The organism is Pseudomonas sp. GM25 (assembly GCF_000282255.1).
Classification (GTDB): domain Bacteria; phylum Pseudomonadota; class Gammaproteobacteria; order Pseudomonadales; family Pseudomonadaceae; genus Aquipseudomonas; species Aquipseudomonas aphyarum.
This window is the reverse complement of sequence record NZ_AKJQ01000082.1, coordinates 1-23,164: the sequence shown is the minus strand read 5'-3', so window position 1 is coordinate 23,164 and position 23,164 is coordinate 1. Positions and strand designations below refer to the sequence as shown.

The 23,164-nt window shown below is 61.5% G+C and carries 19 protein-coding genes; 8 read left to right on the top strand and 11 right to left on the bottom strand.

All coding sequences use genetic code 11. From position 1 onward, the window contains the following. Positions 1 to 143: 143 nt before the first annotated feature. Genes PMI24_RS27995 through PMI24_RS27985 form a run of 3 tightly spaced genes read right to left on the bottom strand, consistent with a single transcriptional unit; the run spans position 144 to position 2,957 of the window. On the bottom strand, positions 144 to 893 hold the full coding sequence (locus PMI24_RS27995) for an enoyl-CoA hydratase-related protein (protein WP_007960185.1): 750 nt from the start codon (positions 891 to 893) through the stop codon (positions 144 to 146). A 29-nt stretch (positions 894 to 922) separates the two neighbouring features. Then, the gene (locus tag PMI24_RS27990; RefSeq protein WP_007960183.1) at positions 923 to 1,858 is read right to left on the bottom strand and encodes an iron-sulfur-binding ferredoxin reductase; all 936 of its coding nucleotides are present in this window, start codon (positions 1,856 to 1,858) and stop codon (positions 923 to 925) included. Then, positions 1,851 to 2,957, bottom strand: coding sequence for a GGDEF domain-containing protein (locus tag PMI24_RS27985; RefSeq protein WP_007960182.1), 1,107 nt, complete (start codon positions 2,955 to 2,957; stop codon positions 1,851 to 1,853). Before PMI24_RS27985 ends, PMI24_RS27990 begins: the two co-directional genes overlap by 8 nt. Positions 2,958 to 3,268: 311 nt before the next feature. On the opposite strand from PMI24_RS27985, the gene PMI24_RS27980 reads away from it, so the two are divergent. From PMI24_RS27980 to PMI24_RS27960, 5 genes are all read left to right on the top strand, one after another. Then, positions 3,269 to 4,792: a fumarate hydratase gene (locus PMI24_RS27980; protein ID WP_007960181.1), complete on the top strand. Its 1,524-nt coding sequence runs from the start codon at positions 3,269 to 3,271 to the stop codon at positions 4,790 to 4,792. Between the two features lie 163 nt (positions 4,793 to 4,955). After that, positions 4,956 to 9,410 (top strand): SpvB/TcaC N-terminal domain-containing protein, encoded by a 4,455-nt coding sequence (locus PMI24_RS27975; protein ID WP_007960180.1) that lies wholly within the window; start codon positions 4,956 to 4,958, stop codon positions 9,408 to 9,410. Between the two features lie 211 nt (positions 9,411 to 9,621). After that, on the top strand, positions 9,622 to 11,382 hold the full coding sequence (locus PMI24_RS27970) for a sensor histidine kinase (protein WP_007960179.1): 1,761 nt from the start codon (positions 9,622 to 9,624) through the stop codon (positions 11,380 to 11,382). Next, a complete protein-coding gene (locus PMI24_RS27965; protein ID WP_007960178.1) occupies positions 11,382 to 12,710 on the top strand; it encodes a sigma-54-dependent transcriptional regulator in 1,329 nt (442 codons plus the stop codon). Before PMI24_RS27970 ends, PMI24_RS27965 begins: the two co-directional genes overlap by 1 nt. A 165-nt stretch (positions 12,711 to 12,875) precedes the next feature. Continuing rightward, a complete protein-coding gene (locus PMI24_RS27960) occupies positions 12,876 to 14,195 on the top strand; it encodes an MFS transporter (RefSeq protein WP_007960177.1) in 1,320 nt (439 codons plus the stop codon). A gap of 129 nt (positions 14,196 to 14,324) precedes the next feature. Here PMI24_RS27960 and PMI24_RS27955 read toward each other — a convergent pair whose 3' ends face one another. Next, positions 14,325 to 15,083, bottom strand: coding sequence for a COG4705 family protein (locus PMI24_RS27955; protein ID WP_007960176.1), 759 nt, complete (start codon positions 15,081 to 15,083; stop codon positions 14,325 to 14,327). Positions 15,084 to 15,431: 348 nt separating this feature from the next. On the opposite strand from PMI24_RS27955, the gene PMI24_RS27950 reads away from it, so the two are divergent. Together PMI24_RS27950 and PMI24_RS27940 are read left to right on the top strand one after the other, a co-directional pair. Continuing rightward, on the top strand, positions 15,432 to 15,749 hold the full coding sequence (locus PMI24_RS27950; RefSeq protein WP_007960174.1) for a hypothetical protein: 318 nt from the start codon (positions 15,432 to 15,434) through the stop codon (positions 15,747 to 15,749). 268 nt (positions 15,750 to 16,017) lie between these two features. Beyond that, positions 16,018 to 16,647, top strand: a complete 630-nt coding sequence (locus PMI24_RS27940; RefSeq protein WP_007960173.1) for a flavin reductase family protein — start codon at positions 16,018 to 16,020, stop codon at positions 16,645 to 16,647. Positions 16,648 to 16,651: 4 nt separating this feature from the next. Here PMI24_RS27940 and PMI24_RS27935 read toward each other — a convergent pair whose 3' ends face one another. Then, a complete protein-coding gene (locus tag PMI24_RS27935; RefSeq protein ID WP_007960172.1) occupies positions 16,652 to 16,894 on the bottom strand; it encodes a hypothetical protein in 243 nt (80 codons plus the stop codon). Between the two features lie 43 nt (positions 16,895 to 16,937). Continuing rightward, positions 16,938 to 17,291, bottom strand: a complete 354-nt coding sequence (locus PMI24_RS27930; protein WP_007960171.1) for a putative quinol monooxygenase — start codon at positions 17,289 to 17,291, stop codon at positions 16,938 to 16,940. Positions 17,292 to 17,626: 335 nt separating this feature from the next. Here PMI24_RS27930 and PMI24_RS27925 point away from each other — a divergent pair, with 335 nt between their 5' ends. Next, complete coding sequence (locus PMI24_RS27925) at positions 17,627 to 18,556, top strand: AraC family transcriptional regulator (RefSeq protein WP_007960170.1); 930 nt, start codon at positions 17,627 to 17,629, stop codon at positions 18,554 to 18,556. On the opposite strand, the gene PMI24_RS27920 is transcribed toward PMI24_RS27925, so the two are convergent. The 5 genes from PMI24_RS27920 to PMI24_RS27900 form a co-directional block, all read right to left on the bottom strand. Continuing rightward, positions 18,557 to 19,612: an ABC transporter ATP-binding protein gene (locus PMI24_RS27920; RefSeq protein ID WP_007960168.1), complete on the bottom strand. Its 1,056-nt coding sequence runs from the start codon at positions 19,610 to 19,612 to the stop codon at positions 18,557 to 18,559. Positions 19,613 to 19,630: 18 nt separating this feature from the next. Then, positions 19,631 to 20,479: an ABC transporter permease gene (locus tag PMI24_RS27915; protein ID WP_007960165.1), complete on the bottom strand. Its 849-nt coding sequence runs from the start codon at positions 20,477 to 20,479 to the stop codon at positions 19,631 to 19,633. Continuing rightward, on the bottom strand, positions 20,476 to 21,384 hold the full coding sequence (locus PMI24_RS27910) for an ABC transporter permease (RefSeq protein ID WP_007960163.1): 909 nt from the start codon (positions 21,382 to 21,384) through the stop codon (positions 20,476 to 20,478). The genes PMI24_RS27915 and PMI24_RS27910 overlap by 4 nt, the downstream gene beginning before the upstream one ends. Positions 21,385 to 21,455: 71 nt before the next feature. Continuing rightward, positions 21,456 to 22,559: an extracellular solute-binding protein gene (locus PMI24_RS27905; protein ID WP_007960161.1), complete on the bottom strand. Its 1,104-nt coding sequence runs from the start codon at positions 22,557 to 22,559 to the stop codon at positions 21,456 to 21,458. Between the two features lie 217 nt (positions 22,560 to 22,776). Then, the coding region (locus tag PMI24_RS27900; RefSeq protein ID WP_007960160.1) for an aldehyde dehydrogenase family protein at positions 22,777 to 23,164 on the bottom strand (388 nt) is incomplete at its 5' end.

Genomic DNA, 23,164 nt, shown 5'->3' with positions numbered 1-23,164 from the left:
GCGTGGGAATGCAGCCCGGGACGCTCCGCGTCCCATGCCGAAGCGGACGCAGAGCGTCCATTGAGGCATTCCCACGCAGAGCGTGGGAACGATCAGTGCGCGGAGTGCGGTCGGCGGTCGGCGGTCGGCGGTCGGCGGATATCTCAATGCCGTTTGATGAACCCGGTCAATGCAGCAAGCGCCTCCGGCGACCGCAACCGCTGGGTAAACAACGCGCCCTCCTCCTCGATCACCTTGCGAATCAACTCGCGATCCGGCGCCCGCATCAATTGCTTGCTGATCCGCACCGCCTCAGCCGGCAGTTCATCAAACCGTAGCGCCATCTCCCGCGCCTTGGCCAACGCGGCTTCGCCACTGCTCAGCGCCTCGGTCGCGATACCCCATTGCGCCGCCTGCTCACCGGTAAAACCTTCACCCAGCAGCAACAATTCCGACGCTTTGGCCTGCCCGAGCAGACGCGGCAGGATCAGGCTGGAACCGAATTCCGGGCACAACCCGAGATTGACGAACGGCATGCGCAACCGCGCATCCCGCGCCACGTACACCAGATCGCAATGCAGCAACAATGTCGTGCCAATCCCCACCGCCGCCCCGGCCACCGCGGCGATCACCGGTTTGCGGCATTCGAGCAGTTCGAGCATGAAGTGAAACACCGGGCTGTCGAGGTCGCTCGGCGGTTGCTGGATGAAGTCGGCGATGTCGTTGCCGGCGGTGAAGCACTCGGCGCTGCCGGTGATCAGCACGGCGTTGATTTCGGGGTCGTGATTCGCCTGCTTGAGCGCCTCGGCCAATTGGCTGTACATGGCGCGGGTCAGGGCGTTTTTCTTGTCCGGGCGATTGAGGCGCAGGGTCAGCAAACCGCGTTCGCGGTGCAGCAGGATGGCTTCGGGCATGGTGTGTCTCGCGTCTGAGAATTCAGCGCTCAACCACGGCTCAGGAAGACATCGGCCAGCAGTTGATTGCGCGGCAGTCCGGCCAGGAACAGACGCTTGGCAAACGCGTCGACGCTGGCAGTCGAACCGCAGACTAAAGCCAGGGTTTGTCGGGAGACAAGGCGCAGTTGCGCCAAAGCGCCCGGCAACTCGGCCGCCGTCCACCTTTCGACGCTGAGGTTTTCCCGCTGCGCGGCCAATGCTTCAAGGGGTTTGGCCAGGTAATGCCCGTCGGCATCATGGGCCAGATGAATGACGCGAATGGCGCCCCGATGATCGTGACGCAAGGCTTCGCGCAACACACCGAACAACGGGCCGAGCCCGGTGCCGGCGGCCAGCAGCCACAGCGGCCGGTCGTGCCAGTCCGGGTCGTAATGCAGCGCGCCGCCGCGCAGTTCGCCGAGGCGGATCGGGTCGCCCATCTGCAAGCGTCGTGCAGCATCGCTGAATTCGCCGGGCTGGCGGCAATCGAGGTGGAATTCAAGAAAGCGGTCTTCTTCCGGCAGGCTCGCCAGCGAATACGGCCGCGCAATGTGGCCGGCCCACAGCACCAGATGCTGGCCGGCGCTGTAGCGCAACGGCCGCTGAGGTGTCAGGCGCAGACGCAACACACTATCGCCGAGCCAGTCCAGCGCTTCGACCGTGGCCGGGCGCCCATCGGTGACGGGATCGAAGGCGTGTACCTGCAAGTCTTCGATCACCTGACACTGACAGGCCAGCCGCCAACCCTGATCACGCTGCTCGGCGCTCAAGGCATCGGGGCGACTGTCGGCGGGCAAGCCCTGCACGCATTGCACCAGACACGCATGGCAACTGCCGGCGCGGCAGCTGTAAGGCACCGCCACACCGTTCTGATTGAGGGCATCGAGCAGGTTGCTGCCAGGTGCCACCGACCACTGTCGTTCACCGACCCGCAGTTCAGGCATCGACGTTCTCCCACGCGGCTGCGCAACGATTGCGCCCGTCGCGTTTGGCCCGGTACAGCGCCTGATCGGCACGCTGCAAGGCGTCGTCCAGATCATCGCCCAGTTCCAGCAGGGTCATGCCGGCGGACAGGCTCAGGTTTTTCACATTCAGGCCCACCAGTTCAACGTCGGTGAAGGCGATGCGCAGCCGTTCGCAGCAAGCGGTCAGGCGCTCGGCGTTGCAATCGGGCAGCAGCACCACGAATTCTTCACCACCATAACGCGCCAGCACGTCGCCGTCGCGCAGACAGGCCCCGGCCACCCCGGCAAAGGCTTGCAGCACCTGATCGCCGGCGGCGTGGCCGTGAATATCGTTGATGCGTTTGAAGTGGTCGAGATCGATCAGCGCCAGACCGTGCACCACGTCGGCCTCCATCGCATTCAGCTCGCGGGTGGCCAGGCGCAGGAAATGCCGGCGATTGAACAGCCCGGTCAGTTCATCGGTGGCCACCAGGTCTTCGAGCTGGCGCATCATCCCGCGCAGGGTGTCCTGATGCGCCTGCAAGGCAAACCGGCGCTGACGCATACGCTGGCGTGAGGTCTGGACGAAGCGGGCGTAAATCACCAGCCATACCAGCACGATCAGCAGGATGCACACCTGCAACGCGGCCAGCGCAGGGTCGGGTAACTCGAAGTGATAGCCGTCCCACAAGGTGATAGCGCAGAAGCTGAAGAACACCAGCATCGCGCAGCGCACGAACGCCCGGCGCGAAAGGTGGAACAGACCGAACAGCAGGATCAGCACATAAAAGACCAGGAACTCGCCCCGGGCTTCGTCCAGATGGGCGATCAGCCACGTCTGCCAGCCGAGGCCCAGCAGCACCTGGACTTCGGTCAGGCTCGGGTCGGAGAAGCGCAGGTTGCAGCCGGAAAAGAACACAGCGAACAGGGCCGCCTGACTGATCACCACCAGCGCGCTGCCGATGGCAACGCCGGCCAGCGAGTCGTTGTAGTGTCCGGTGAAATACGCCAGCCACAGCAGCAGCAAGGCCAATCCATAGGTGGCTGCAGCGAGGGCGAAGCGTTTGAGCAAAAGACGTTGAATGGCGTTATGGGTCAATCGTTGACTCACCGTGCGATAAGAGGCTGACCGAGTGTCCTACTCTACAGACCGGCTGCCACTTTAGTGGCGCAGGCGATAAATGACCATTGATTTTCGGGCCGGGTATTTGGCGTCAAAAACCTGCAGCCATGCGACCAACGAATGACTCCCGGCAGATGTGCCCGCCACCGAGGCGCGGTATACTGCCGCGCCTTTTTAGCGTCGCGCCAGCAGCCCCGGCGTGCCTTGAAAGGTGTCTGCGACCGACCGATGCACCCAAGCCGCAGGCACCTTATTGAATGTTCCCGTCTTTTAGAGGAGCGCGACTCATGACCGTGATCAAGCAAGACGACCTGATTCAGAGCGTTGCCGACGCCCTGCAGTTCATTTCCTACTACCACCCCGTGGATTTCATCCAGGCGATGCACGAAGCCTACCTGCGCGAAGAATCGCCAGCGGCCCGTGACTCGATGGCGCAGATCCTGATCAACTCGCGCATGTGCGCCACCGGCCACCGGCCGATCTGCCAGGACACCGGCATCGTGACCGTGTTCGTGCGTGTGGGCATGGACGTGCGTTGGGATGGCGCGACCATGAGCCTGGACGACATGATCAACGAAGGCGTGCGCCGCGCCTACAACCTGCCGGAAAACGTCCTGCGTGCTTCCATCCTGGCCGACCCGGCCGGTGCGCGTAAGAACACCAAGGACAACACCCCGGCGGTCATCCACTACTCCATCGTTCCGGGTAACACCGTGGAAGTGGACGTGGCGGCCAAGGGCGGCGGTTCCGAGAACAAGTCGAAAATGGCCATGCTCAACCCGTCCGACTCGATCGTCGACTGGGTACTCAAGACCGTTCCGACCATGGGCGCCGGCTGGTGCCCACCGGGCATGCTGGGCATCGGCATCGGCGGCACCGCCGAGAAAGCCGCTGTGATGGCCAAGGAAGTGTTGATGGAGTCCATCGACATTCACGAGCTCAAGGCCCGTGGCCCGCAGAACCGCATCGAAGAAATGCGTCTGGAGCTGTTCGAGAAGGTCAACCAGCTGGGCATCGGCGCCCAGGGCCTCGGTGGCCTGACCACCGTGCTCGACGTGAAGATCATGGATTACCCGACTCACGCCGCCTCCTTGCCGGTGTGCATGATCCCGAACTGCGCCGCCACCCGTCACGCGCACTTCGTGCTCGACGGTTCCGGCCCGGCTTCGCTGGAGGCGCCACCGCTGGACGCCTACCCGGAAATCGTCTGGGAAGCCGGCCCGTCGGCCCGTCGCGTCAACCTCGACACCCTGACCCCGGAAGACGTGCAGAGCTGGAAGCCGGGCGAAACCGTCCTGCTCAACGGCAAGATGCTCACCGGTCGCGACGCTGCGCACAAGCGCATGGTCGAGATGCTGAACAAGGGCGAAACCCTGCCGGTTGATCTGAAAGGTCGCTTCATCTACTACGTCGGCCCGGTTGATCCGGTCGGTGACGAAGTGGTTGGCCCGGCGGGCCCGACCACCGCCACGCGGATGGACAAGTTCACCCGTCAGATCCTCGAGCAGACCGGCCTGTTGGGCATGATCGGCAAATCCGAGCGTGGCCCTACCGCCATCGACGCGATCAAGGACAACAAGGCCGTGTACCTGATGGCCGTCGGCGGTGCCGCTTACCTGGTGGCGCAAGCGATCAAGAAGTCCAAGGTCCTGGCGTTTGCCGAGCTGGGCATGGAAGCGATCTACGAGTTCGAGGTCAAGGACATGCCGGTCACCGTTGCGGTGGACAGCAAAGGTGAATCGGTCCACATCACCGGTCCTGCGATCTGGCAACAGAAGATCAGCGAAAGCCTGGCGGTTGAAGTGCAGTAAGCGCTTCGTCTGTTAGTAAAAAGGCCGGGCGGTCAGCAATGACCGCCCGGCCTTTTTTTCGTCTGCCATAAAATGCCGGCGCGGGCACCTGTCAGATCTGACAGGTGTCGAAAGAATAATGCTCTGTTAGCGTGCAATCTCGGCATTCACTGGTTGCGTCGCCATGGTTCCAGATGCAGATGCGCTCGTCACCCCGCCCTCCATTGCCAAAACTGCGTCCATTGCCACCAATGGACGCAGTTGGGGGGAAATCGGTGCGACCGGGCAGCGATCTTACACGCTGACGTTGCCGATCATCGCTGCGCGGTCGCTCAATCCTGACCTGCAACTGGTCTATGACGGCAACGCGGGCAACGGCAAGTGCGGCCTCGGCTGGGATTTACCGCTGCCGGTCATCTCCCGCAAGACCAGCAAGGGCGTTCCGAAATACGCACCCGACGACGTCATGCAGGCTGACGGCACCGACCTGCGACCCGAGCTGACGACCCGCGGCAAGATCAAGGTAACCCGACGCACTCGGGGTAAAGGCAAGAGCGCCCGAAAGTTTTCGGTGGTGCGTTACATCCCTCGCCTGGAAAGCACGTTCGACCGCTACGAACTCTGGACACCTGCAGACGGCGCCCCCTACTGGATCGTTTCCCGCGCGGACGGCTCACAACATTGCTATGGCAATAACCAGGGATCGTGCATCTACGACCCGGCAGAGCCGAGCCATATCGCCGCGTGGCTGCTGGTGGAAACCAGGAACGCGGTGGGGGAAAACATCTTTTACGAGTACAAGGCCGATGACAAGGTCACCGACGATCGCTTTGACTATCAGGCCCAGCGCTATCTGCGGCAGGTCTGTTATTGCAACAAGACCGCCAGCACCGATCTGTATTGCCTTGATCATTCGCAGCCAGAACTGCTGGACTGGCTGTTCCGTCTGATAGTCGACTACGGGGAGCGCGTCACCCGGCGCGAGGCTGTTCCCCCCTATTCAGCCCCGAACGAGAACAAATGGCTGCTGCGCAGCGATCCGTTTCGCAATCATCGCTTCGGTTTCGAGATTGGCACCCGGCGCCTGTGCCAGCAGTTTCTGCTGTTCAACCACATCGGCCCCGACCCGGTATTGGTCGAACGTCTGTTGCTGGAGCACGAACCCACGCTGCCTCAATACAGCCACCTCAAAGCCGCGCATTACATGAGTTACGACGCAGAGGGGCACGTCAAACACCTACCGCCGCTTGAGTACTGCTATGAGCCGCTCAAGCTCAACCCCTTTCCCCAGGCGTTTCTGGCACTCGACCATATGCCGGGCCTCAACGACGGCAAGCCCTATCATTGCGTCGACCTTTACGGAGAAGGCCTGCCTGGTTTTCTTTGCCAGCACGACAACGCCTGGTATTACCGTGAGCCTCTGCGCGGCACACCCGGCACTGACGAAATCATGTACGGCCCGTGGACCTTGCTGCCGTTGATCCCCAACGCCGACAGCAACAAACCGGTGGTGCAAATCCTCATGGACCTCACCGGCGACGGACGCCTGGACTGGCTCGTCGCGCAGCCCGACGGCAGCGGGTATTACACGCTCAATCCGGATGGCACCTGGTCGCTGTTCAAATCGTTCAAGCAGTTTCCCGTGGAGTTCTTCCATTATTTGGCCCAATTGGGTGACTTGAGCGGTGACGGTCTGAACTCCCTGGCGCTGATCGGACCGAACAGCGTGCGGGTGTACGCGAATTTGAGGGAAACAGGCTTTGCTCCCGGCAAGGATGTACCCCATACCCCGGACCGATTGCCGCTGTTTAGTGAAGCCGGTAACGAACTGGTGTCTTTCAGCGGTATGGGCGCCAGCGGTATGGAACTGTGCCGGATCCGCCATGATGAAATCCGCTGCTGGATCAGCCTCGGGCATGGCCGGTTTGGCGAGGGTTTCAAGATGAGCGACTTGCCGTTCAAATATGGCGAGTTCGATCCCGACCGAGTGCGCATCGCCGACGTAGACGGTTCCGGTGCTCCGGCTCTCATTTACCTGTATTCGGACTTCTTCGAAATCTGGTTGAACCACGGTGGCAACTCCCTGGCATCGGAACCCGTCCGAATTCCATGGCCCAGAGGCGTACGCTACGACAACCTCTGCCAGGTGACCTTTGCTGATCTCAGGGGCATTGGCTGCGCCAGCCTGCTGCTGACCGTTCCGCACATGTCACCTCGACACTATGTGTATAACCTGGTCGACGCGCGGCCATACCTGCTCACTGGATGCAACAACAACATGGGTTACAACGCGTCGTTGCAATATCGCAGCAGTGCGCAATTCTGGCTGGATGAAAAACGCCAGGAATTGGTGGCACGCAGGAAGCCGGTGTGCCATTTGCCGTTTCCGCAGATGGTGCTCCATTGGCTGCGTCAGGAAGATGAAATCACCGGCAATTACCTGATGCAGTTCCATGAGTATTTCGAGGGTTATTACGACGGTCGCGAACGCGAATTCCGCGGCTTCGGCCGAGTCTGTCAGATCGACAGCGAACTGGAACCGGACAAGGCCGAAAGTGGCCATACAGCCCCGATGCGCACCACTCAATGGATTCATACCGGCAATAGTGTCGATCCGGTTTTGAAAGGTATCAGCGAACTCGACGATGAAATCACGCACTTGGGGCCCACCGTCACTTCTACGCTCGACGCCAGACGCGGTAGAGAACGAATTCGCAAACGGCGCAAGAGCGACGATCCCGAAGTCGCCTACGCCCTGGCCGGTCGTCTGCTTCGCATTGAAGTCTGTCAGGCGGACGACCCCGCTCCCGCTCGCCTGTTTTCCCTGAGCGAATTCCGTTATCTGGTTCGGGTGGTCGACGAAACCCCGTCCAGCCTGCTGGTGCTGGAACTGGAAAGCCGCAGCCAGCAATACGAACGCTTCATGGATGATCCCCGCTGTCTGCACGCGGTCGGTCTGGCATGGGACGTGTTCGGTCATCCGACTCACGGCTTCGCGGTCGCCTGCGCGCGCCGCCGCACTGAAACCGACGAACCGCCCTTCGCTCAAAAGGATCAACGGCTCGCCTGGCTGGACAGTCACGATGAGCAACAGCGGTGCTTCTATCTGACGGAAACCCTTGCCGAGCCGATTCACCTGATCACTGACGGCCACTGGCTGCTCGGTTTGCCCTGGCGCCAGCGCAGCAATGCGCTAAGGCTGCCCAAGGGAGCGCTGCCGGACGGGCTGCAATCGGCGGACGTCAGTTTCGAAAACTTCAAAGAGTATGAGGGCTGCGCAGAGTGGACATCGGAACGCGAACTGATTTCGCTCTCGCAGCAGAATTATCTGGAGATGGACGGCAAGATCAAGTACCCACCGCGCCAGGGACCGACCGAGCGGGCTGTGTTCGACAAAAAGGCATTGGCAGCTTACGTCGACGTCCCGATTGTCATTCGGGACGAGCTGACAAAAATCGGCTACAAGCCCATGAACCTGTTTTTGCCGCCAGACACGGATGAAGATCTTCTGAAAAACCTGTGGTCGGCACAGAGCGGCTTCTTCACCTACTCCGACCCCAGCGGTTTCCACCACGTCACCGATGTTCAGCAGACCGCGAGCCATGGCGCAACCCACATCACCAGGGACGCAAACCATCTGCTGACCACTGCCATCACCCTGCCGGACGGCTGCGTCACGGCAATGACCTACGACATGCACACCTTGCAGGTGCAGCGTGTCACGGATCACAACGACAACATTCACGAAGTGCGGTACGAAGCGGGCGGTCGACCGATTGCCTTCAGCTTTCATGGTACCGAGGAGGGCGTGCGCGCCGGTTTCGAAGAACTGTCCGTTTATCCACCTCAGTCTGATCTGAGCGTCGAGTTTGCCCTCGCCAACCCGAAAACCGTGCTGGCATCCGCTGCCGGCGTGGTGCGCACCAATCTGTTCAGCTGGATGCCATTGCTACCGGTCAAAACGGCGCGGCTCAAAAGAAAGCAATGGATCGCCAACGGCCTGATCCTGCCCGACGGCCACATACGCGCATCGGCCCTGCGCTGGCTGAATCAGCAAAAGAAACGCACTGCCAGCGAACAAACCCTGCTCAAGATCATCCAGACCGCCCTCAGGCAGCCGGTAAACAGCGTCAACCTGATTGCCGACCGCTACCACACCGACCCGCAGCAACAGATTCAGATGAACATCCGTTACTTCGACGGTTTTGGCCGCGAGTTGCAAAGCAAACAGCTCGTGCCGCCGGGCGATGCCCTTGTCGCCACGCCCGAGGATGGCCTCAAGACCGGCGCCGACTGCAAGCCGATCGAAATGCCCGCCGCGCGTCGCTGGCGTGTCATGGGACGTGTCGAATACAACCATAAGGGCGAGACGATCCGGGCCTATCGCTCGTATTTTCTCAATACCCATCGCTGCATCAATGACCGCGCAATGCGTGAACACGGCCATCACGATCAAATGTACTACGACGCCCAGGGCCGACTGATCAAAACGATCAATGCGCTGGGCCATACGGCCTTGGAGCGCTTGCATCCATGGCTCACGCTCAGCTACGACTACAACGACACACAAGAGCCGTCACCCGCCAGGCCCGCGAAAAAACCGACACCTGCAAAACCTGCAAAACGGGTCAAGTCATGAACGCCAGCGTGCACCATCTCACACCGAAGATGTCGTCAATCATCGGGGGCGAATCACTGACATGCTGCGCGGTCTGGCAAACACGCTTCGAGACCACCGGGCCAGCCAGAAGGCAGCCGCGTGAACACACGGATTTTATAGTGTGATAGCACTGCCAGCACCCGGCGACATGCTATGGTGCCCGCCCGTCCTGCCATCCGTTTGCCCCAGCATGCTGCCGACTTCCCGTACCCTGCGTCTGTCGTTGTATACCCTGCTGATCATCGCCGGTGCCGCCCTTGCTGCAACGCTTGCGATCCGCCACGCCGAGCGCCAGGCGCTGGAAGAAGACGCCGCGCGGGCCAATCAACAGCTGGCGCTGTACGCCAACTCGCTGCATACCCTGATCGACCGCTATCGCGCCCTGCCCGCCGTGCTGGCGCTGGACCCGCAATTGCGTGCGGCGCTGGCCGGCCCGGTCGATGCCAAACAGCAGGCGGCGCTGAATCTGAAGCTGGAAAAAATCAACGGCGCGGCGCAGTCCTCGACCCTTGAACTGCTCGACCACACCGGCCTCGCGGTGGCGGCCAGCAACTGGCGTCTGCCCAGCAGTTACGTCGGCCACAACTATGGCTTTCGCCCCTATTTCAGTCAGACCCGCACCCAGGGCACCGGGCGTTTCTACGCGGTCGGCGTGACCAGCGGGATTCCCGGTTACTTCCTGTCCAGCGCGGTGCTCGGCGACAACGGCGAGTTTCTCGGGGCGATGGTGGTCAAGCTCGAATTCCCCGAACTCGAGCGCGAATGGAGCCAGGGCAATGACACCCTGCTGGTCAGCGATGCGCGCGGCATCATCTTCATCGCCAACCAGCCCGGCTGGCGCTATCGCCTGCTGCACCCGCTGAGCCCGGCCGATTACCGCGAGATCAAGGCCACCCGCCAATACGACAAGCAGTCGCTGGTGCCGCTGACGCATCTGGCGCTGCGCAGCTTCGACGATAACAGTGATTTGCGCCGCGTCGAAGGCCCGCAAGGCACGGCGGATTACCTGTGGGAATCGCTGCCGTTGAGCGCCGAAGGCTGGACGCTGCACCTGCTGCGGCACCCGCAGGTCTCCTTCGAGGATCAGCGCAATGCCGGGCTCGCTGCTGCCGGGGTATGGCTGGCGCTGGTGTTCCTGCTGCTGTTCCTCAATCAGCGCTGGCGCCTGGCGAAAATGCGCCAGCGCAGCCGCGAAGAGCTTGAGCAACTGGTCGAGGAACGCACCCGGGATTTGCGCACCGCCCAGGACGGTCTGGTGCAGTCGGCAAAACTGGCGGCACTGGGGCAGATGTCCGCCGCGCTGGCCCACGAAATCAATCAGCCACTGACCGCCCAGCGCATGCAACTGGCGACCCTGCGTCTGCTGCTCGATCATGGCCGGGTCGATGACGCCTACAAGGCGCTCAAACCGGTGGATGAAATGCTCACGCGCATGGCCGCCCTCACCGGCCACCTGAAAACCTTCGCCCGCAAGAGCCCCAGCGGTTTGCGCGAACGGCTGGATCTGGCGACGGTGGTCGACCAGGCCCTGCAATTGCTTGATGCGCGTCTGCGCGATGAACAGGTCAGTCTGGTGCTGCACCTGACCCGTCCGGCGTGGGTGCGCGGCGATGCGATCCGCCTGGAGCAGGTGTTGATCAATCTGCTGCGCAACGCCCTCGATGCGATGCAGGGCAAACCGTGCAAACGTCTGGAAATCCGCCTGGAAGCCGACGAGCAACTGTGGCGCCTGAGCGTCATCGACAACGGTGGCGGCATCGCCGACGAACATCTGGGTCAGGTGTTCGATCCGTTCTTCACTACCAAACCTGTGGGTGACGGGCTGGGTCTGGGGCTGGCGGTTTCCTTTGCCATCGTCCATGAATCCGGCGGGCGCCTGTGCGCCGAGAATGGTGACAACGGCGCGGTGTTCAGCCTGACCTTGCCGATCGATCTGGAGGCGCACATCTGATGCTCAATTCGGTGATGGTGGTCGATGACGAAAGCAGCATTCGCAGTGCCGTCGAACAATGGCTGAGCCTGTCCGGGTTCGAGGTGCAGCTGTTCAGCCGCACCGAGGAATGCCTGGCGGCGTTGCCCGCGCATTTTGCCGGGGTGATTGTCAGCGACGTGCGCATGCCCGGCCTCAGCGGTCTTGAACTGCTGGCCGAAGTGCAGCGCCGGGATGCCGACCTGCCGGTGATTCTGCTGACCGGCCACGGCGATGTGCCGATGGCGGTCGAAGCGATGCGCGACGGCGCCTACGACTTTCTGGAAAAACCCTTCAGCCCCGAGACGCTGCTCGGCAGCCTGCGCCGGGCGCTGGAAAAGCGTCGGCTGGTGCTGGAAAACCGCGCCCTGCACGAACAGGCCGACAACCGCGCCAGACTGGATGCAACGCTGCTCGGTGTATCCCGTGGCTTGCAGACCTTGCGCCGGCAGGTGCTGGACCTCGCAACATTGCCGGTCAACGTGCTGATCCGTGGCGAGACCGGCAGCGGCAAGGAACTGGTCGCCCGCTGCCTGCACGACTTCGGTCCGCGCGCCGACAAGCCCTTTGTCGCGCTGAACTGCGCGGCGATCCCCGAGCAGTTGTTCGAAGCCGAGTTGTTCGGGCATGAGAGCGGCGCGTTCACCGGGGCCTCCGGCAAGCGCATCGGCAAGCTGGAATACGCCGATGGCGGCACGCTGTTTCTCGATGAAATCGAAAGCATGCCGCTGGCCCAGCAGGTGAAACTGCTGCGGGTGTTGCAGGAGCAGAAGCTTGAGCGGCTGGGGTCGAACCAGAGCATTCGGGTGGACTTGCGGATCGTCGCGGCGACCAAACCCGATTTGCTGGATGAAGCGCGGGCCGGGCGTTTTCGTGAAGACCTGGCGTATCGCCTGAACGTCGCCGAATTGCGCCTGCCGCCGCTGCGTGATCGTCGGGAAGACATTCCGCTGTTGTTCGAATCCTTCGCCCAGAGCGCCGCCCAGCGTTTGGGCCGGACCTTCCCGCCACTTAGTGGCGCGCAGTTGAGCCATCTGCTGAGTCATGACTGGCCGGGCAATGTGCGGGAGTTGGCGAACGTTGCCGAGCGGCAGGTGCTGGGGCTGGATGAACCGGTGCAGGGGATTGATCCGGGGCAGTCGCTGGCGGCGCAGCAGGAAGCGTTTGAGGCGCAGTGTTTGCGGGCTGCTTTGACACGGCACAAGGGGGATGTGAAAGCCGTGCTTGAGGAGCTGCAACTGCCGCGTCGTACGTTTAATGAAAAGATGCAGCGGCATGGTTTGACCCGGGAAATGTTTGTACCTGAATGAGCGGAAATCCGCTCATTCATTCCGAATCATCGGCAAAATCCCGCTCAACCCATCTCTCCAGCCCCTCTAAACCGGCCCTCCCCCCGTTGGCACAGCTCCTGCTATAGCCCTCGCAGGCTGCGTTTCAACGCGCTCCACAAAAACAATTAAACGAAGGATCCTTCAATGGATAACTCCAACGCCCTGCCTCTTGGGTCGGCTGCCGTGCCGGCTAAAGAACGAACCACCGCCAGTCGCATCAAGTCGATCTTCAGCGGTTCCGTCGGCAACATGGTCGAGTGGTACGACTGGTACGTCTATGCCGCCTTCTCGCTGTACTTCGCCAAAGCCTTCTTCCCCAAAGGCGACACCACCGCCCAACTGCTCAACACCGCCGCGATCTTCGCCGTCGGCTTCCTGATGCGCCCGATCGGTGGCTGGCTGATGGGCCTGTACGCCGACAAGGTCGGACGCAAAAAAGCCCTGATGGCCTCGGTTTACCTGATGTGCTTCGGCTCGCTGATCATCGCCCTGAGCCCGGGTTATGAAACCATCGGTGTCGGCGCGCCGATCCTGCTGGTGTTCGCCCGCCTGCTGCAAGGCCTGTCGGTCGGTGGCGAATACGGCACCTCGGCGACCTACCTGTCGGAGATGGCGACCAAGGAGCGTCGCGGCTTCTTCTCCAGCTTCCAGTACGTGACCCTGATTTCCGGCCAGCTCATCGCGCTGGGCGTACTGATCGTGCTGCAACAGTTCCTGACCACCGAAGAGCTGTACGCGTGGGGCTGGCGTATTCCGTTCGCCATCGGCGCACTGTGCGCAATCGTGGCGCTGTACCTGCGTCGCGGCATGGAAGAAACCGAGTCGTTCACCAAGAAAGAGAAGTCCAAGGAAAGCGCCATGCGCACCTTGCTTCGTCATCCGAAGGAACTGCTGACCGTGGTCGGCCTGACCATGGGCGGTACGCTGGCGTTCTACACCTACACCACCTACATGCAGAAATACCTGGTGAACACCGTCGGCATGAGCATCTCCGACTCCACCACCATTTCCGCCGCCACGCTGTTCCTGTTCATGTGCCTGCAACCGATCATCGGCGGCCTGTCCGATAAAATCGGTCGTCGCCCGATCCTGATCGCCTTCGGCGTGCTCGGAACGATCTTCACCGTGCCGATCCTGATGACCCTGCACACCATCCAGACCTGGTGGGGCGCGTTCTTCCTGATCATGGCGGCGCTGATCATCGTCAGCGGCTACACCTCGATCAACGCCGTGGTGAAGGCCGAGCTGTTCCCGACCGAAATCCGCGCCCTGGGCGTCGGCCTGCCGTACGCACTGACCGTGTCGATCTTCGGCGGCACCGCCGAATACATCGCGCTGTGGTTCAAGAGCATCGGCATGGAAACCGGTTACTACTGGTACGTGACCGCTTGCATCGCGGTGTCCCTGCTGGTGTACATCACCATGAAAGACACGCAGAAACACTCGCGTATCGTCACTGACTGATCGGGTTTATTCAGCCACTGCAATGGTGGCTGTTCTGGCCCCATCGCGAGCAAGCTCGCTCCCACATTGGATCGGCGTACAACTGACCCTGTGGGAGCGAGCTTGCTCGCGATTGAAGTCACCTCGGTATCAGGACAACTCGGCAACGCCCTGTTTGCTGCCATAGCGCTTCTGCGCATACGACGCCCCGACGATCATCACCAGTAGAATCCCCGCCAGTACCGCCGACGAACCGACGGTGCCGAAATCCAGTCCGCCCTTCTCATGAGACTTGGTCATCAAGTCGCCCAAGGTCGCGCCAAACGGTCGGGTCAGCACGAACGCCACCCAGAACAGCGCCACCGACGAAATCTTCGTGAAGTACTTGAGCAGCACGACCACGCCAATCGCCGAGCCGATCAGCAGCGCGCCACCGGCAAAGCCCAGGCCCGAGTCGTCCGCCAGGTAATCGCCGAGCGCGGTGCCCAGGGTGTTGGAGAACAGGATTGCCATCCAGTAGAACATCTCGCCGCGAAAGCTCTGCACCTTGGTCACGTTGAGCGAATCGCCGCTCAGGCGCCATGCCGCGAAGATCGCCAGCAGGATCGCGATCAGGATCATGGAACCGGTGGCGTAACCCAGTTCCAGCGTGCGGTCCATGAAGTCGGACATGGTGGTGCCGGCGGTGCTGGTCGACAGGATCACGATCCAGTACAGCAACGGCTTGTAAGTCCTGGACATCAACTGCGCAATCAACGTCAGGACAAACACGCTGATCAGGATCAGCGAGCTGATGGCGTAGCCGACGTTAAGGGTCATCGACAACAAATCCCCCGCGGTTTCCCCCAGGGTCGTCGCGCAGATTTTCATGACCCAGAAGGCCAGGGTGATTTGAGGAAGTTTGTTCATCGCGGGCAACGCTCCAGTGTGTGACGGCCGGTTTTTGGCTTTATGGCCGTGGGCAGACTGGCGTTGCGCGGGTGAAAAACCGGTCGGGAATCCATGAAAAATCTGTCACACACGCAAAAAACGGCGATTAATCACCGGTTAATGCCCCTGCCGCATCCTGCACCTACCTGATCGATTAACTGCGCGACGCTCGCTCCGACGACGAAAGCGAATTGAATGCGTCGCCCTTAATATCAATTTAATCGATTGTTTTTAGCATTATTTTGCGCTTTTTAATCAATTTAATTGGCGTAGCATGAACCCCATGCGAAACACATCGCCAACGAATTTCGAATCTGGAGAACGACCATGAAAACCAAACTGATCCTCGCCCTGACCCTGTCCGTACTGGCCGCTAACACTTTCGCCGCCGACGGTTCGGACAAAACCAAATCCGCCGACTTCATTTCCGGCGCCAGCGCTGCGATCGAAACCAGCCACACCGGCACCTACGCGGCTGACGGTTTCGACAAGACCAACGTCGGCAAAGCCGTTGCTGCGGATGGTTTTGACAAGACCGGCACTGCTGCGGCTATCGCAGCCGACGGTTTCGACAAGACCGGCACCGCCGCTGCCATCGCTGCTGACGGTTTCGATAAAACCGGTACTGCTGCAGCCATCAGCTGATTAGCAGAATGCAGACACCAAAGCCCGGCCAGTGCCGGGCTTGTTCATTTCTGAAAACAAAAATCTCACGACCTCCACAAAACCCTGTGGGAGCGGGCTTGCCCGCGAAGAGGCCGGCACAGCCAATAATTTCATCGACTGAACCGACGCCTTCGTCGGAACGCCGCCCGGGGCAAGCCCGCTCCCACAGGGTTCCGCATTTGGCTGGAAATAATGGGAATGCCCCAGCAATATGAGCCCTTTCCGAAAGCCTTCAGGAACACCCTCCATGCCCGATGACATCCATTTCTACGAACCGGCCAACGGCCACGGTCTGCCCCACGATCCGTTCAACGCCATCGTCGGCCCGCGTCCCATCGGCTGGATTTCTTCGCAGGATGCCGAAGGCCGGCTGAACCTGGCGCCCTACAGCTTTTTCAACGCGTTCAACTACATTCCGCCGATCATCGGGTTCTCCAGCGTCGGTCGCAAAGACAGCCTGAACAACATCGAGCAGACCGGCGAATTCGTCTGGAACCTCGCCACCCGCCCGCTGGCCGAGCAGATGAACCAGAGCTGCGCGATGGTCGGGCCGGAGGTCAACGAGTTCGAGCTCGCGGGGCTGACGCCGGTGGCGTCGAAGGTAATTGGCGTGCCGCGCGTGGCCGAAAGCCCGGTGTCCTTCGAATGCAAGGTCACCCAGATCATTCAGTTGCAACGCGCCGACGGCGAGACCGTGCCGAGCTGGCTGGTGCTTGGCGAAGTGGTCGCCGTGCATATCGCCAAGTGGCTGTTGAAGGACGGAATCTACGACACCGCCGCCGCCGAACCGATACTGCGGGGCGGCGGGCCGGCGGACTATTTCCAGCTGGGGCCGGAGGCGTTGTTCAAGATGTGGCGCCCGGGGGCGACGAAGTAAGCGCTTACCAGATCAGCTCGGCGTCGTCGGTGACGCCCTTGAGCTTGTCCAGTTCATTGATCGCGGCTTCATCGGCGGCGATGGCGCCGGGGAAAACCTGATCGTTCAGCAGTTTGTGAAAGCGCGGTGCGCCGCCGTCGACCAGGGCCTTGACGGCGATTGCCGCGTGATAACCCTTGTTGCCGCCCAACTCGACGGGGACTACAGCGGAAACCGCTTCGAAGTGTTCGAACTCTTTACGTGCCATATCGCAGGTCCTGGCTCAGTCGGATAAGCCCGACATTAAACATTCAACCGGCGAGTTTGTGTATCGGCGCCGTGCATTGCCCTACGGCCTGTGCGGCCGAGACTTCCTTGAACGTGTGGAAATCCAGGCTGTTGACCACCAGCTCCTGCACCAGCTCGGCAAAGATTTCCATCGACGGGCTGCTGAAATACGCGGTCATCGATTGCTGGTTGTTCCAGAAACCGGAGACCAGCCACAACTCCGGATCACACTGCGAATGCTGCAAGGCGAAGCTCAGGCAACCGGGGGCGGCACGGGACGGTTCGATCAGGGCGCTCAGGCGCATGCCGAGTTCCGCCGAACGCCCGGCGCGCGCTCGAACGAAGGCCATATGACTGACGGGAATCTGCTTGGACATGTTCAACCCTCCCAGGGAGTCGCGTGGCAGCCGGGGACGGGCTGCGACAGGATTCAAGGTTAAGGGCCGCTCCCCGTTCGCCGTTAGTCGATTCCTGCCGTCGCGTTGCACAATCCTGCGAGACTGTCGTGCAGACCTGTAACAAGTCGTGAATTGCTGTCACCGTCCTGTCACACCGGTTTCGAGCAAGTTTTACAGGGCTCGCCCTGTCATGTCTGGGCAGGCACGCAACGCCATGCAGGATCAGGCAAGCATTTCGCAGGATGTGTCTACCGCTTGCGCTTGCACAAACTTATGCTCTGCTCCCATTCCATCCCTTGCCGAGGAGGCTGTGCATGACGTCATTCGATCGTTTTCAGACGCCGCCCGATGCCGACATGGAAAAGCAGCGCGCGGAACTGGCGGCCATCATTCGCCGCAACACGTCCGAAGATGGCAGTTATGCCACTGCCGTCGGCTCGCTGGTCATGTCGCGCCACACCCAGTCCCATGACTTCGCCCCGGTGCTTGCGCAACCGGCGCTGTGCATCATGGCCCAAGGTCGCAAAGAGGTACGGCTGGCGGACGAATTCTTCAATTACGACCCGCTGAATTATCTGGTGGTATCGGTTTCGATGCCGTTGAGCGGTCGGGTGGTGAATGTCTCACCGGAGGAGCCGATCCTCGCCGTGCGCCTGGACATCGATCCGGCGGAAATCACCGCGCTGATCGCCGATGCCGGCCCGATGGGTGTACCGACCCGGCCGACCGGGCGCGGTTTGTATGTGGAGAAAATCGACAGCGCCATGCTCGATGCGGTGCTGCGTCTGGCCCGCCTGCTCGACGCACCGAAAGACATCGCCATGCTCGCGCCGCTGATCCGCCGGGAGATTCTCTATCGCCTGCTGCGCAGTCCGCAGGGCCATCGGCTGTACGAAATCGCCATCGCCAACAGCCAGAGCCACCGCATCAGCCAGGCGATCAAATGGCTCAACGGCAACTTCGAACAGCCGCTGCGCATCGATGATCTGGCGAAGGAAGTGAACCTCAGCGTCTCGACCTTGCATCACCGTTTCAAGGCGATGACGGCGATGAGTCCATTGCAGTATCAGAAGCAACTGCGCCTGCAAGAGGCGCGGCGTTTGATGTTGGCTGAGGGGCTGGAAGCTTCGGCGGCGGGGTATCGGGTGGGGTATGAAAGTCCGTCGCAGTTCAGTCGTGAGTACAGCCGGTTGTTTGGCGCGCCGCCGTTGCGGGACCTGGCGCGCCTGCGATTGAGTGTCTGATCAAGCGCCGAGCACCCGACACGCCTCACTCGGCAACGTCACCGACACCGGATGCCCGATCCCCAGACCGAAGCCCTGACACGGCGTGCTCAGCGCCGTGAAGGTTACCCCGGAACATTCCACCGTAGTCTCGATCGTCGCGCCGATGTCGCGCACGAACGTCACCTTGCCCAGAAGGCGATTGCCCGCCGTAGCCTGCGGCGCCGACAGTTGCAGGTCTTCGGGACGAATCAGCATCTTCACTTTCTGCCCGACCACGATGCTGCTGCAGATCGGCACTTGCAGTGCATCGCCACCGGGCAGCACGACCTTGCCATCGCCCAGCGCGGTGGCCGGGAAGATGTTGCCGGAGCCGATAAAGTCCGCGACAAACTCGTTGGCCGGATGCCGATAGATTTCAATCGGCGTCCCCACCTGCTGCACCCGATGCTCACCCAGCACCACCACAATATCGGCCATAGTCATGGCCTCGCGCTGATCGTGGGTCACCATGATCGTGGTGATGTTCAGGCGTTGTTGCAGTTGACGGATTTCCACCTGCATCGACTCGCGCAACTTGGCGTCCAGCGCCGACAGCGGTTCGTCGAGCAGAAGGATTTTCGGATGCGAGGCAATCGCCCGGGCAATAGCCACTCGCTGACGCTGGCCGCCAGAAAGTTTCGCCACCGGACGATCAATCATCGGTTGCAGCTGGATCAGTTCCAGCAACTCCACCACCCGCGCCTGTTGATCGGCCTTGCTCACACCGCGCAGTTTCAGCGGATAGGCGATGTTCTCGCCCACGGTCATGTGCGGGAACAGCGCCAGCGACTGAAACACCATGCCAAAGTTGCGCAGGTGCGCCGGGGTGTGGCCGATGTCCTCGCCGTCCAGGCGGATTTCGCCGCCGGTGAGGGTTTCCAGCCCGGCGATCATTCGCAGCAACGTGGTCTTGCCGCAACCCGACGGGCCGAGGAAGCACACCAGTTTGCCCTCGGGCAAATGCAGGTTGACGTCTTTTACCGCGCAAGCCGAGCCGTAGTGTTTCTCGACGTTTTCCAGAATCAGACCAGACATAAAAATCACCTCAAGAAATCAAAAGGACACGCCGCCCTCGCCGACCAGCTTCTCCAGCGCCCAGATCAGGACGAAGTCGATCAGCACGATCAGCACGGCAAACGAGAACACGGTAGGGTCGAGCGATGACACGGTGCGGCTGTACATCCAGATCGGCACGGTCATGACGTCGATGGTGTAGAGGAAATAGGTCACGGTGAATTCGTTGAACGAGACGATGAACGCCAGCAGCATCCCCGCCAGAATCCCCGATTTCATCAGCGGCACCACCACATCGACGATGGCGCGCAACGGCGAAGCGCCGAGCATCTGCGCGGCCTCTTCGACTTCACTGCCGATGGAAAGCATGGCCGCCGTGCAGTTCTTCACCACGAACGGCAGCGCCAGAATCACGTGGGCGATCACCAGCCGCGAGGTCGTCATGTGGAACGGCAGGCTGTCGAACACCAGCAACAAGGCCAGCCCCAGCACCACCATCGGAAACACCAGCGGCAGCGACATCAATTGCAGCGCCACGCCCTTGCCACGGAACTCGCAACGGGTCAGCGCGTAAGCCGCCGGCACCGCGATCAGCGTGGCGAAAATCATCGTCAGGCACGACACCAGCAAACTGGTGCCCATGGCCTGGCCGAGGCTCAGCACATCACTGGCATCGGGCGAAACGAAGGTGTGCCACGCCGCCTTGTACCACTGCAGGCTGTAGCTGCTCGGCGGGAAGTCGAGGTTCGACGCACCGCTGAACGACATCACGATCATGGTCAGGATCGGCAACACGGCCAGGAACAAAATGATCCCGGACAGGATGCCGGCGAACTTGCCGGTATCGCCCGGCAACAGCGACTGACGCTTCTTGATCAGGGCACTCATTGCGAAGCCTCCAGCAGACGGCGACGGCGGCCGGTGATGTATTCGGACAAGGTCATGATCGCCAGCGTGGTGACGATCAGCACCACACCGGCGGCGGACGCGGCGGGCCAGTTCATCAGCGGGGCGATCTGGTCATGCACCATCACCGCGAGCATCGGCACGCGACGGCCACCGAGCAACAGCGGCACCACGAAGCTGCTGGCGTTGTAGGCGAACACCAGCGTCGCGCCGGTGATGATCCCCGGCAGACTCATTGGCAACACCACCTGACGGAACACCTGAAAACGACTGGCACCGAGGGTGGCGGCAGCTTCTTCGTAGCTGCGGGCGACACCACGCATGGCGCTGGCAATCGGCAGTACGGCGAGCGGAAACGCGGTCTGCACCAGGCCCATCAGCACACCGTTCTGGTTGTACAGCAACATGATCGGACGCTTGATCAGACCGAGGCCCATCAGGGTCTGGTTGAGCATGCCGCCGGGGCCCAGGATCACCAGCCAGCCGTAGCTTTGCAGCAGCAGGTTGACCAGCAGTGGCAACAGCACCGCCGCAAGGAAAATCCGCCGCACGAATGGCGAGGTCAGACGCGACATGGTGTACGCCACCGGGATCGCCAAGACCACCGCAATCACCGCACTGATCAGCGCCAGACGCAAGGTCAGCAGCAACGATTTGAGGTAGTAGGGTTCGAGCAACTGCGCGTAACTGGCCAGGCTGAAACCGGACCACTCCGCGCCCTTGGTGCCGACACTCATGCGCAGCACCAGCAGGCTGGCGGCAATCAGCACGCCGAGAAACAGCATCGACGGCGTGAGGAAAAACCACGCCCGCGCCGTCGGCGAAACACCGCGCGCCGGGCGCACGTCACCCGCGCCGACCGGTTGGGTCAGGGATTGATGTTCCATAGCAATGATCTCGTCAATGGAGAACGAATCTCCCGGGCACCCCGATCATGCGGTGCCCCGGAAGGTCGGCGTCAGGAAGAAAAGATTTCCGTGTAGCGACGAATCCACTGGTCATGCACGGTCGCCAGGAAGGCGTTGTCGTGCATGATCGCCTTCTCCGCGATCTGCTCCGGCGTGAGGATGAACGGGCTCTTGCGCGCTTCGGCGGAGATGATCGCCTTGGCGTTGACCGGGCCGTTGAAGATGTCTTCGGCCATCTTGCCCTGCACCAGCGGGTCGAGAGAGTGGTCGATGAAGGCGTAGGCCAGGTCGCTGTCGCCCGGACGATTCTTCGGCATTACCGAAAGCATCAGGTCGGTGTAGAAACCTTCCTTCATGCCGAACGTGGCACCGAGGCCATAGTTCGGATCGCGGATCTGCTTGGGGAAAAACGCCGGGGCATAGAGGCCGCCCATGTCCAGGGAGCCGGTGCGGAACAGTTCGGCAATCTGGTTGGGGTTTTCGCCCAGAGTCACCACGCGGTCTTTCAGCTCGGCGAGTTTCTTGAAGCCCGGTTCGATGTTGTGTTCGTCGCCACCGGCCAGTTTCGCGGCGATGATGATCAGGTCCATCGCCTCGGTCCAGTTCGGCGGCGGCAGGAAAATGTTCGGCGCCAGATCGCCGTCCCACAGCGCGGCGTAGCTGTCCGGCGCGGTGCTCTGGGTACGAGTGCTGTAGACCAGACTGTTGCACCACAGCAGGTAGCCGATGCCGTGGCCATTGGCCCCGGTGCGGTATTTTTCCGGAACGTCGACCAGATTGGGAATGCGGTTGAGATCGGGTTTTTCCAGCAGCCCGGCAGCGGCCAGACCTTCGGCGCCAACGCCAGCCAGAGTGATGATGTCGTACTGCGGACGGTCACCGCCGGCCTTGAGTTTGGCGACCATTTCCGAGGTGCTGCCGGTGCGGTCGGCAATCACTTTGGCGCCAGTCTTGGCTTCGAACGTTGCGGCGATATTGCGCAGCGCGGCCAGGCCCGTGTCATCGGACCAGGTCAACAGGCGCAGGGTCTTGCCGGCAAAGCGGGTGTCGCTGGCACTGGCCCGGATGAAGGGCATGCTCATGGCCGCCGCAGCCACCGAGGCCACGCCGACGGTTTTGATGAATTGACGCCTGTTCAGATCGTGCTCGCCCATTTAGGACTCCCATTATTCTTGTAAGTATGAGACTGATCGCAACCCTTGCATCTGCCTGACCGGAACCGCTCAAGCGCCCGGTTTCAAAGGGCTTGAGCGTGGTCTGCGGGTTCATCCTGAGGTCGTGCAAAACACCTGACTATCGATAAAAACTCATTGGAGCCATGACGCCGGCGCATGCCTCGTTGCGAGGCATGCGCTGACCTTTTTCGGGCATTCAGAGCGCGCGGATCACGTGCTTGATTTCCTGAAATGCCGCCAGGCCCCACGGGCCCAATTCGCGGCCGATGCTGCTCTGTTTGTAGCCGCCCCACGCCGTCTGCGGGAAGATCACCTGCGGCGCGTTGAGCCACACCAGCCCCGCCTGCAAGGCGTTGGCGACCCGATCCGCGGTCTCGGCATTGCGCGTGACGACGCTGGCGACCAGACCGAACTGACTGTCGTTGGCCAGGGCAATCGCCTCGGCTTCCGTAGCGAAACTGCGCACGCAGATCACCGGGCCGAAGATCTCTTCACACCACAGCGCACTGTCGAGGGGCACTTCGGTGAAGATCGTCGGCTGCAAGAAATATCCGCGCGGCAGATCGGCGGGACGATTGCCGCCA

Coding starts and splice junctions, on each gene's coding strand:
- PMI24_RS27970 (WP_007960179.1), top strand. CDS start 9,622: ATGCTGCCGACTTCCCGTACCCTGCGTCTGTCGTTGTATACCCTGCTG.
- PMI24_RS27935 (WP_007960172.1), bottom strand. CDS start 16,894: ATGGCACGTAAAGAGTTCGAACACTTCGAAGCGGTTTCCGCTGTAGTC.
- PMI24_RS27950 (WP_007960174.1), top strand. CDS start 15,432: ATGAAAACCAAACTGATCCTCGCCCTGACCCTGTCCGTACTGGCCGCT.
- PMI24_RS27955 (WP_007960176.1), bottom strand. CDS start 15,083: ATGAACAAACTTCCTCAAATCACCCTGGCCTTCTGGGTCATGAAAATC.
- PMI24_RS27920 (WP_007960168.1), bottom strand. CDS start 19,612: ATGTCTGGTCTGATTCTGGAAAACGTCGAGAAACACTACGGCTCGGCT.
- PMI24_RS27915 (WP_007960165.1), bottom strand. CDS start 20,479: ATGAGTGCCCTGATCAAGAAGCGTCAGTCGCTGTTGCCGGGCGATACC.
- PMI24_RS27910 (WP_007960163.1), bottom strand. CDS start 21,384: ATGGAACATCAATCCCTGACCCAACCGGTCGGCGCGGGTGACGTGCGC.
- PMI24_RS27975 (WP_007960180.1), top strand. CDS start 4,956: ATGGTTCCAGATGCAGATGCGCTCGTCACCCCGCCCTCCATTGCCAAA.
- PMI24_RS27905 (WP_007960161.1), bottom strand. CDS start 22,559: ATGGGCGAGCACGATCTGAACAGGCGTCAATTCATCAAAACCGTCGGC.
- PMI24_RS27965 (WP_007960178.1), top strand. CDS start 11,382: ATGCTCAATTCGGTGATGGTGGTCGATGACGAAAGCAGCATTCGCAGT.
- PMI24_RS27940 (WP_007960173.1), top strand. CDS start 16,018: ATGCCCGATGACATCCATTTCTACGAACCGGCCAACGGCCACGGTCTG.
- PMI24_RS27960 (WP_007960177.1), top strand. CDS start 12,876: ATGGATAACTCCAACGCCCTGCCTCTTGGGTCGGCTGCCGTGCCGGCT.
- PMI24_RS27995 (WP_007960185.1), bottom strand. CDS start 893: ATGCCCGAAGCCATCCTGCTGCACCGCGAACGCGGTTTGCTGACCCTG.
- PMI24_RS27980 (WP_007960181.1), top strand. CDS start 3,269: ATGACCGTGATCAAGCAAGACGACCTGATTCAGAGCGTTGCCGACGCC.
- PMI24_RS27990 (WP_007960183.1), bottom strand. CDS start 1,858: ATGCCTGAACTGCGGGTCGGTGAACGACAGTGGTCGGTGGCACCTGGC.
- PMI24_RS27930 (WP_007960171.1), bottom strand. CDS start 17,291: ATGTCCAAGCAGATTCCCGTCAGTCATATGGCCTTCGTTCGAGCGCGC.
- PMI24_RS27925 (WP_007960170.1), top strand. CDS start 17,627: ATGACGTCATTCGATCGTTTTCAGACGCCGCCCGATGCCGACATGGAA.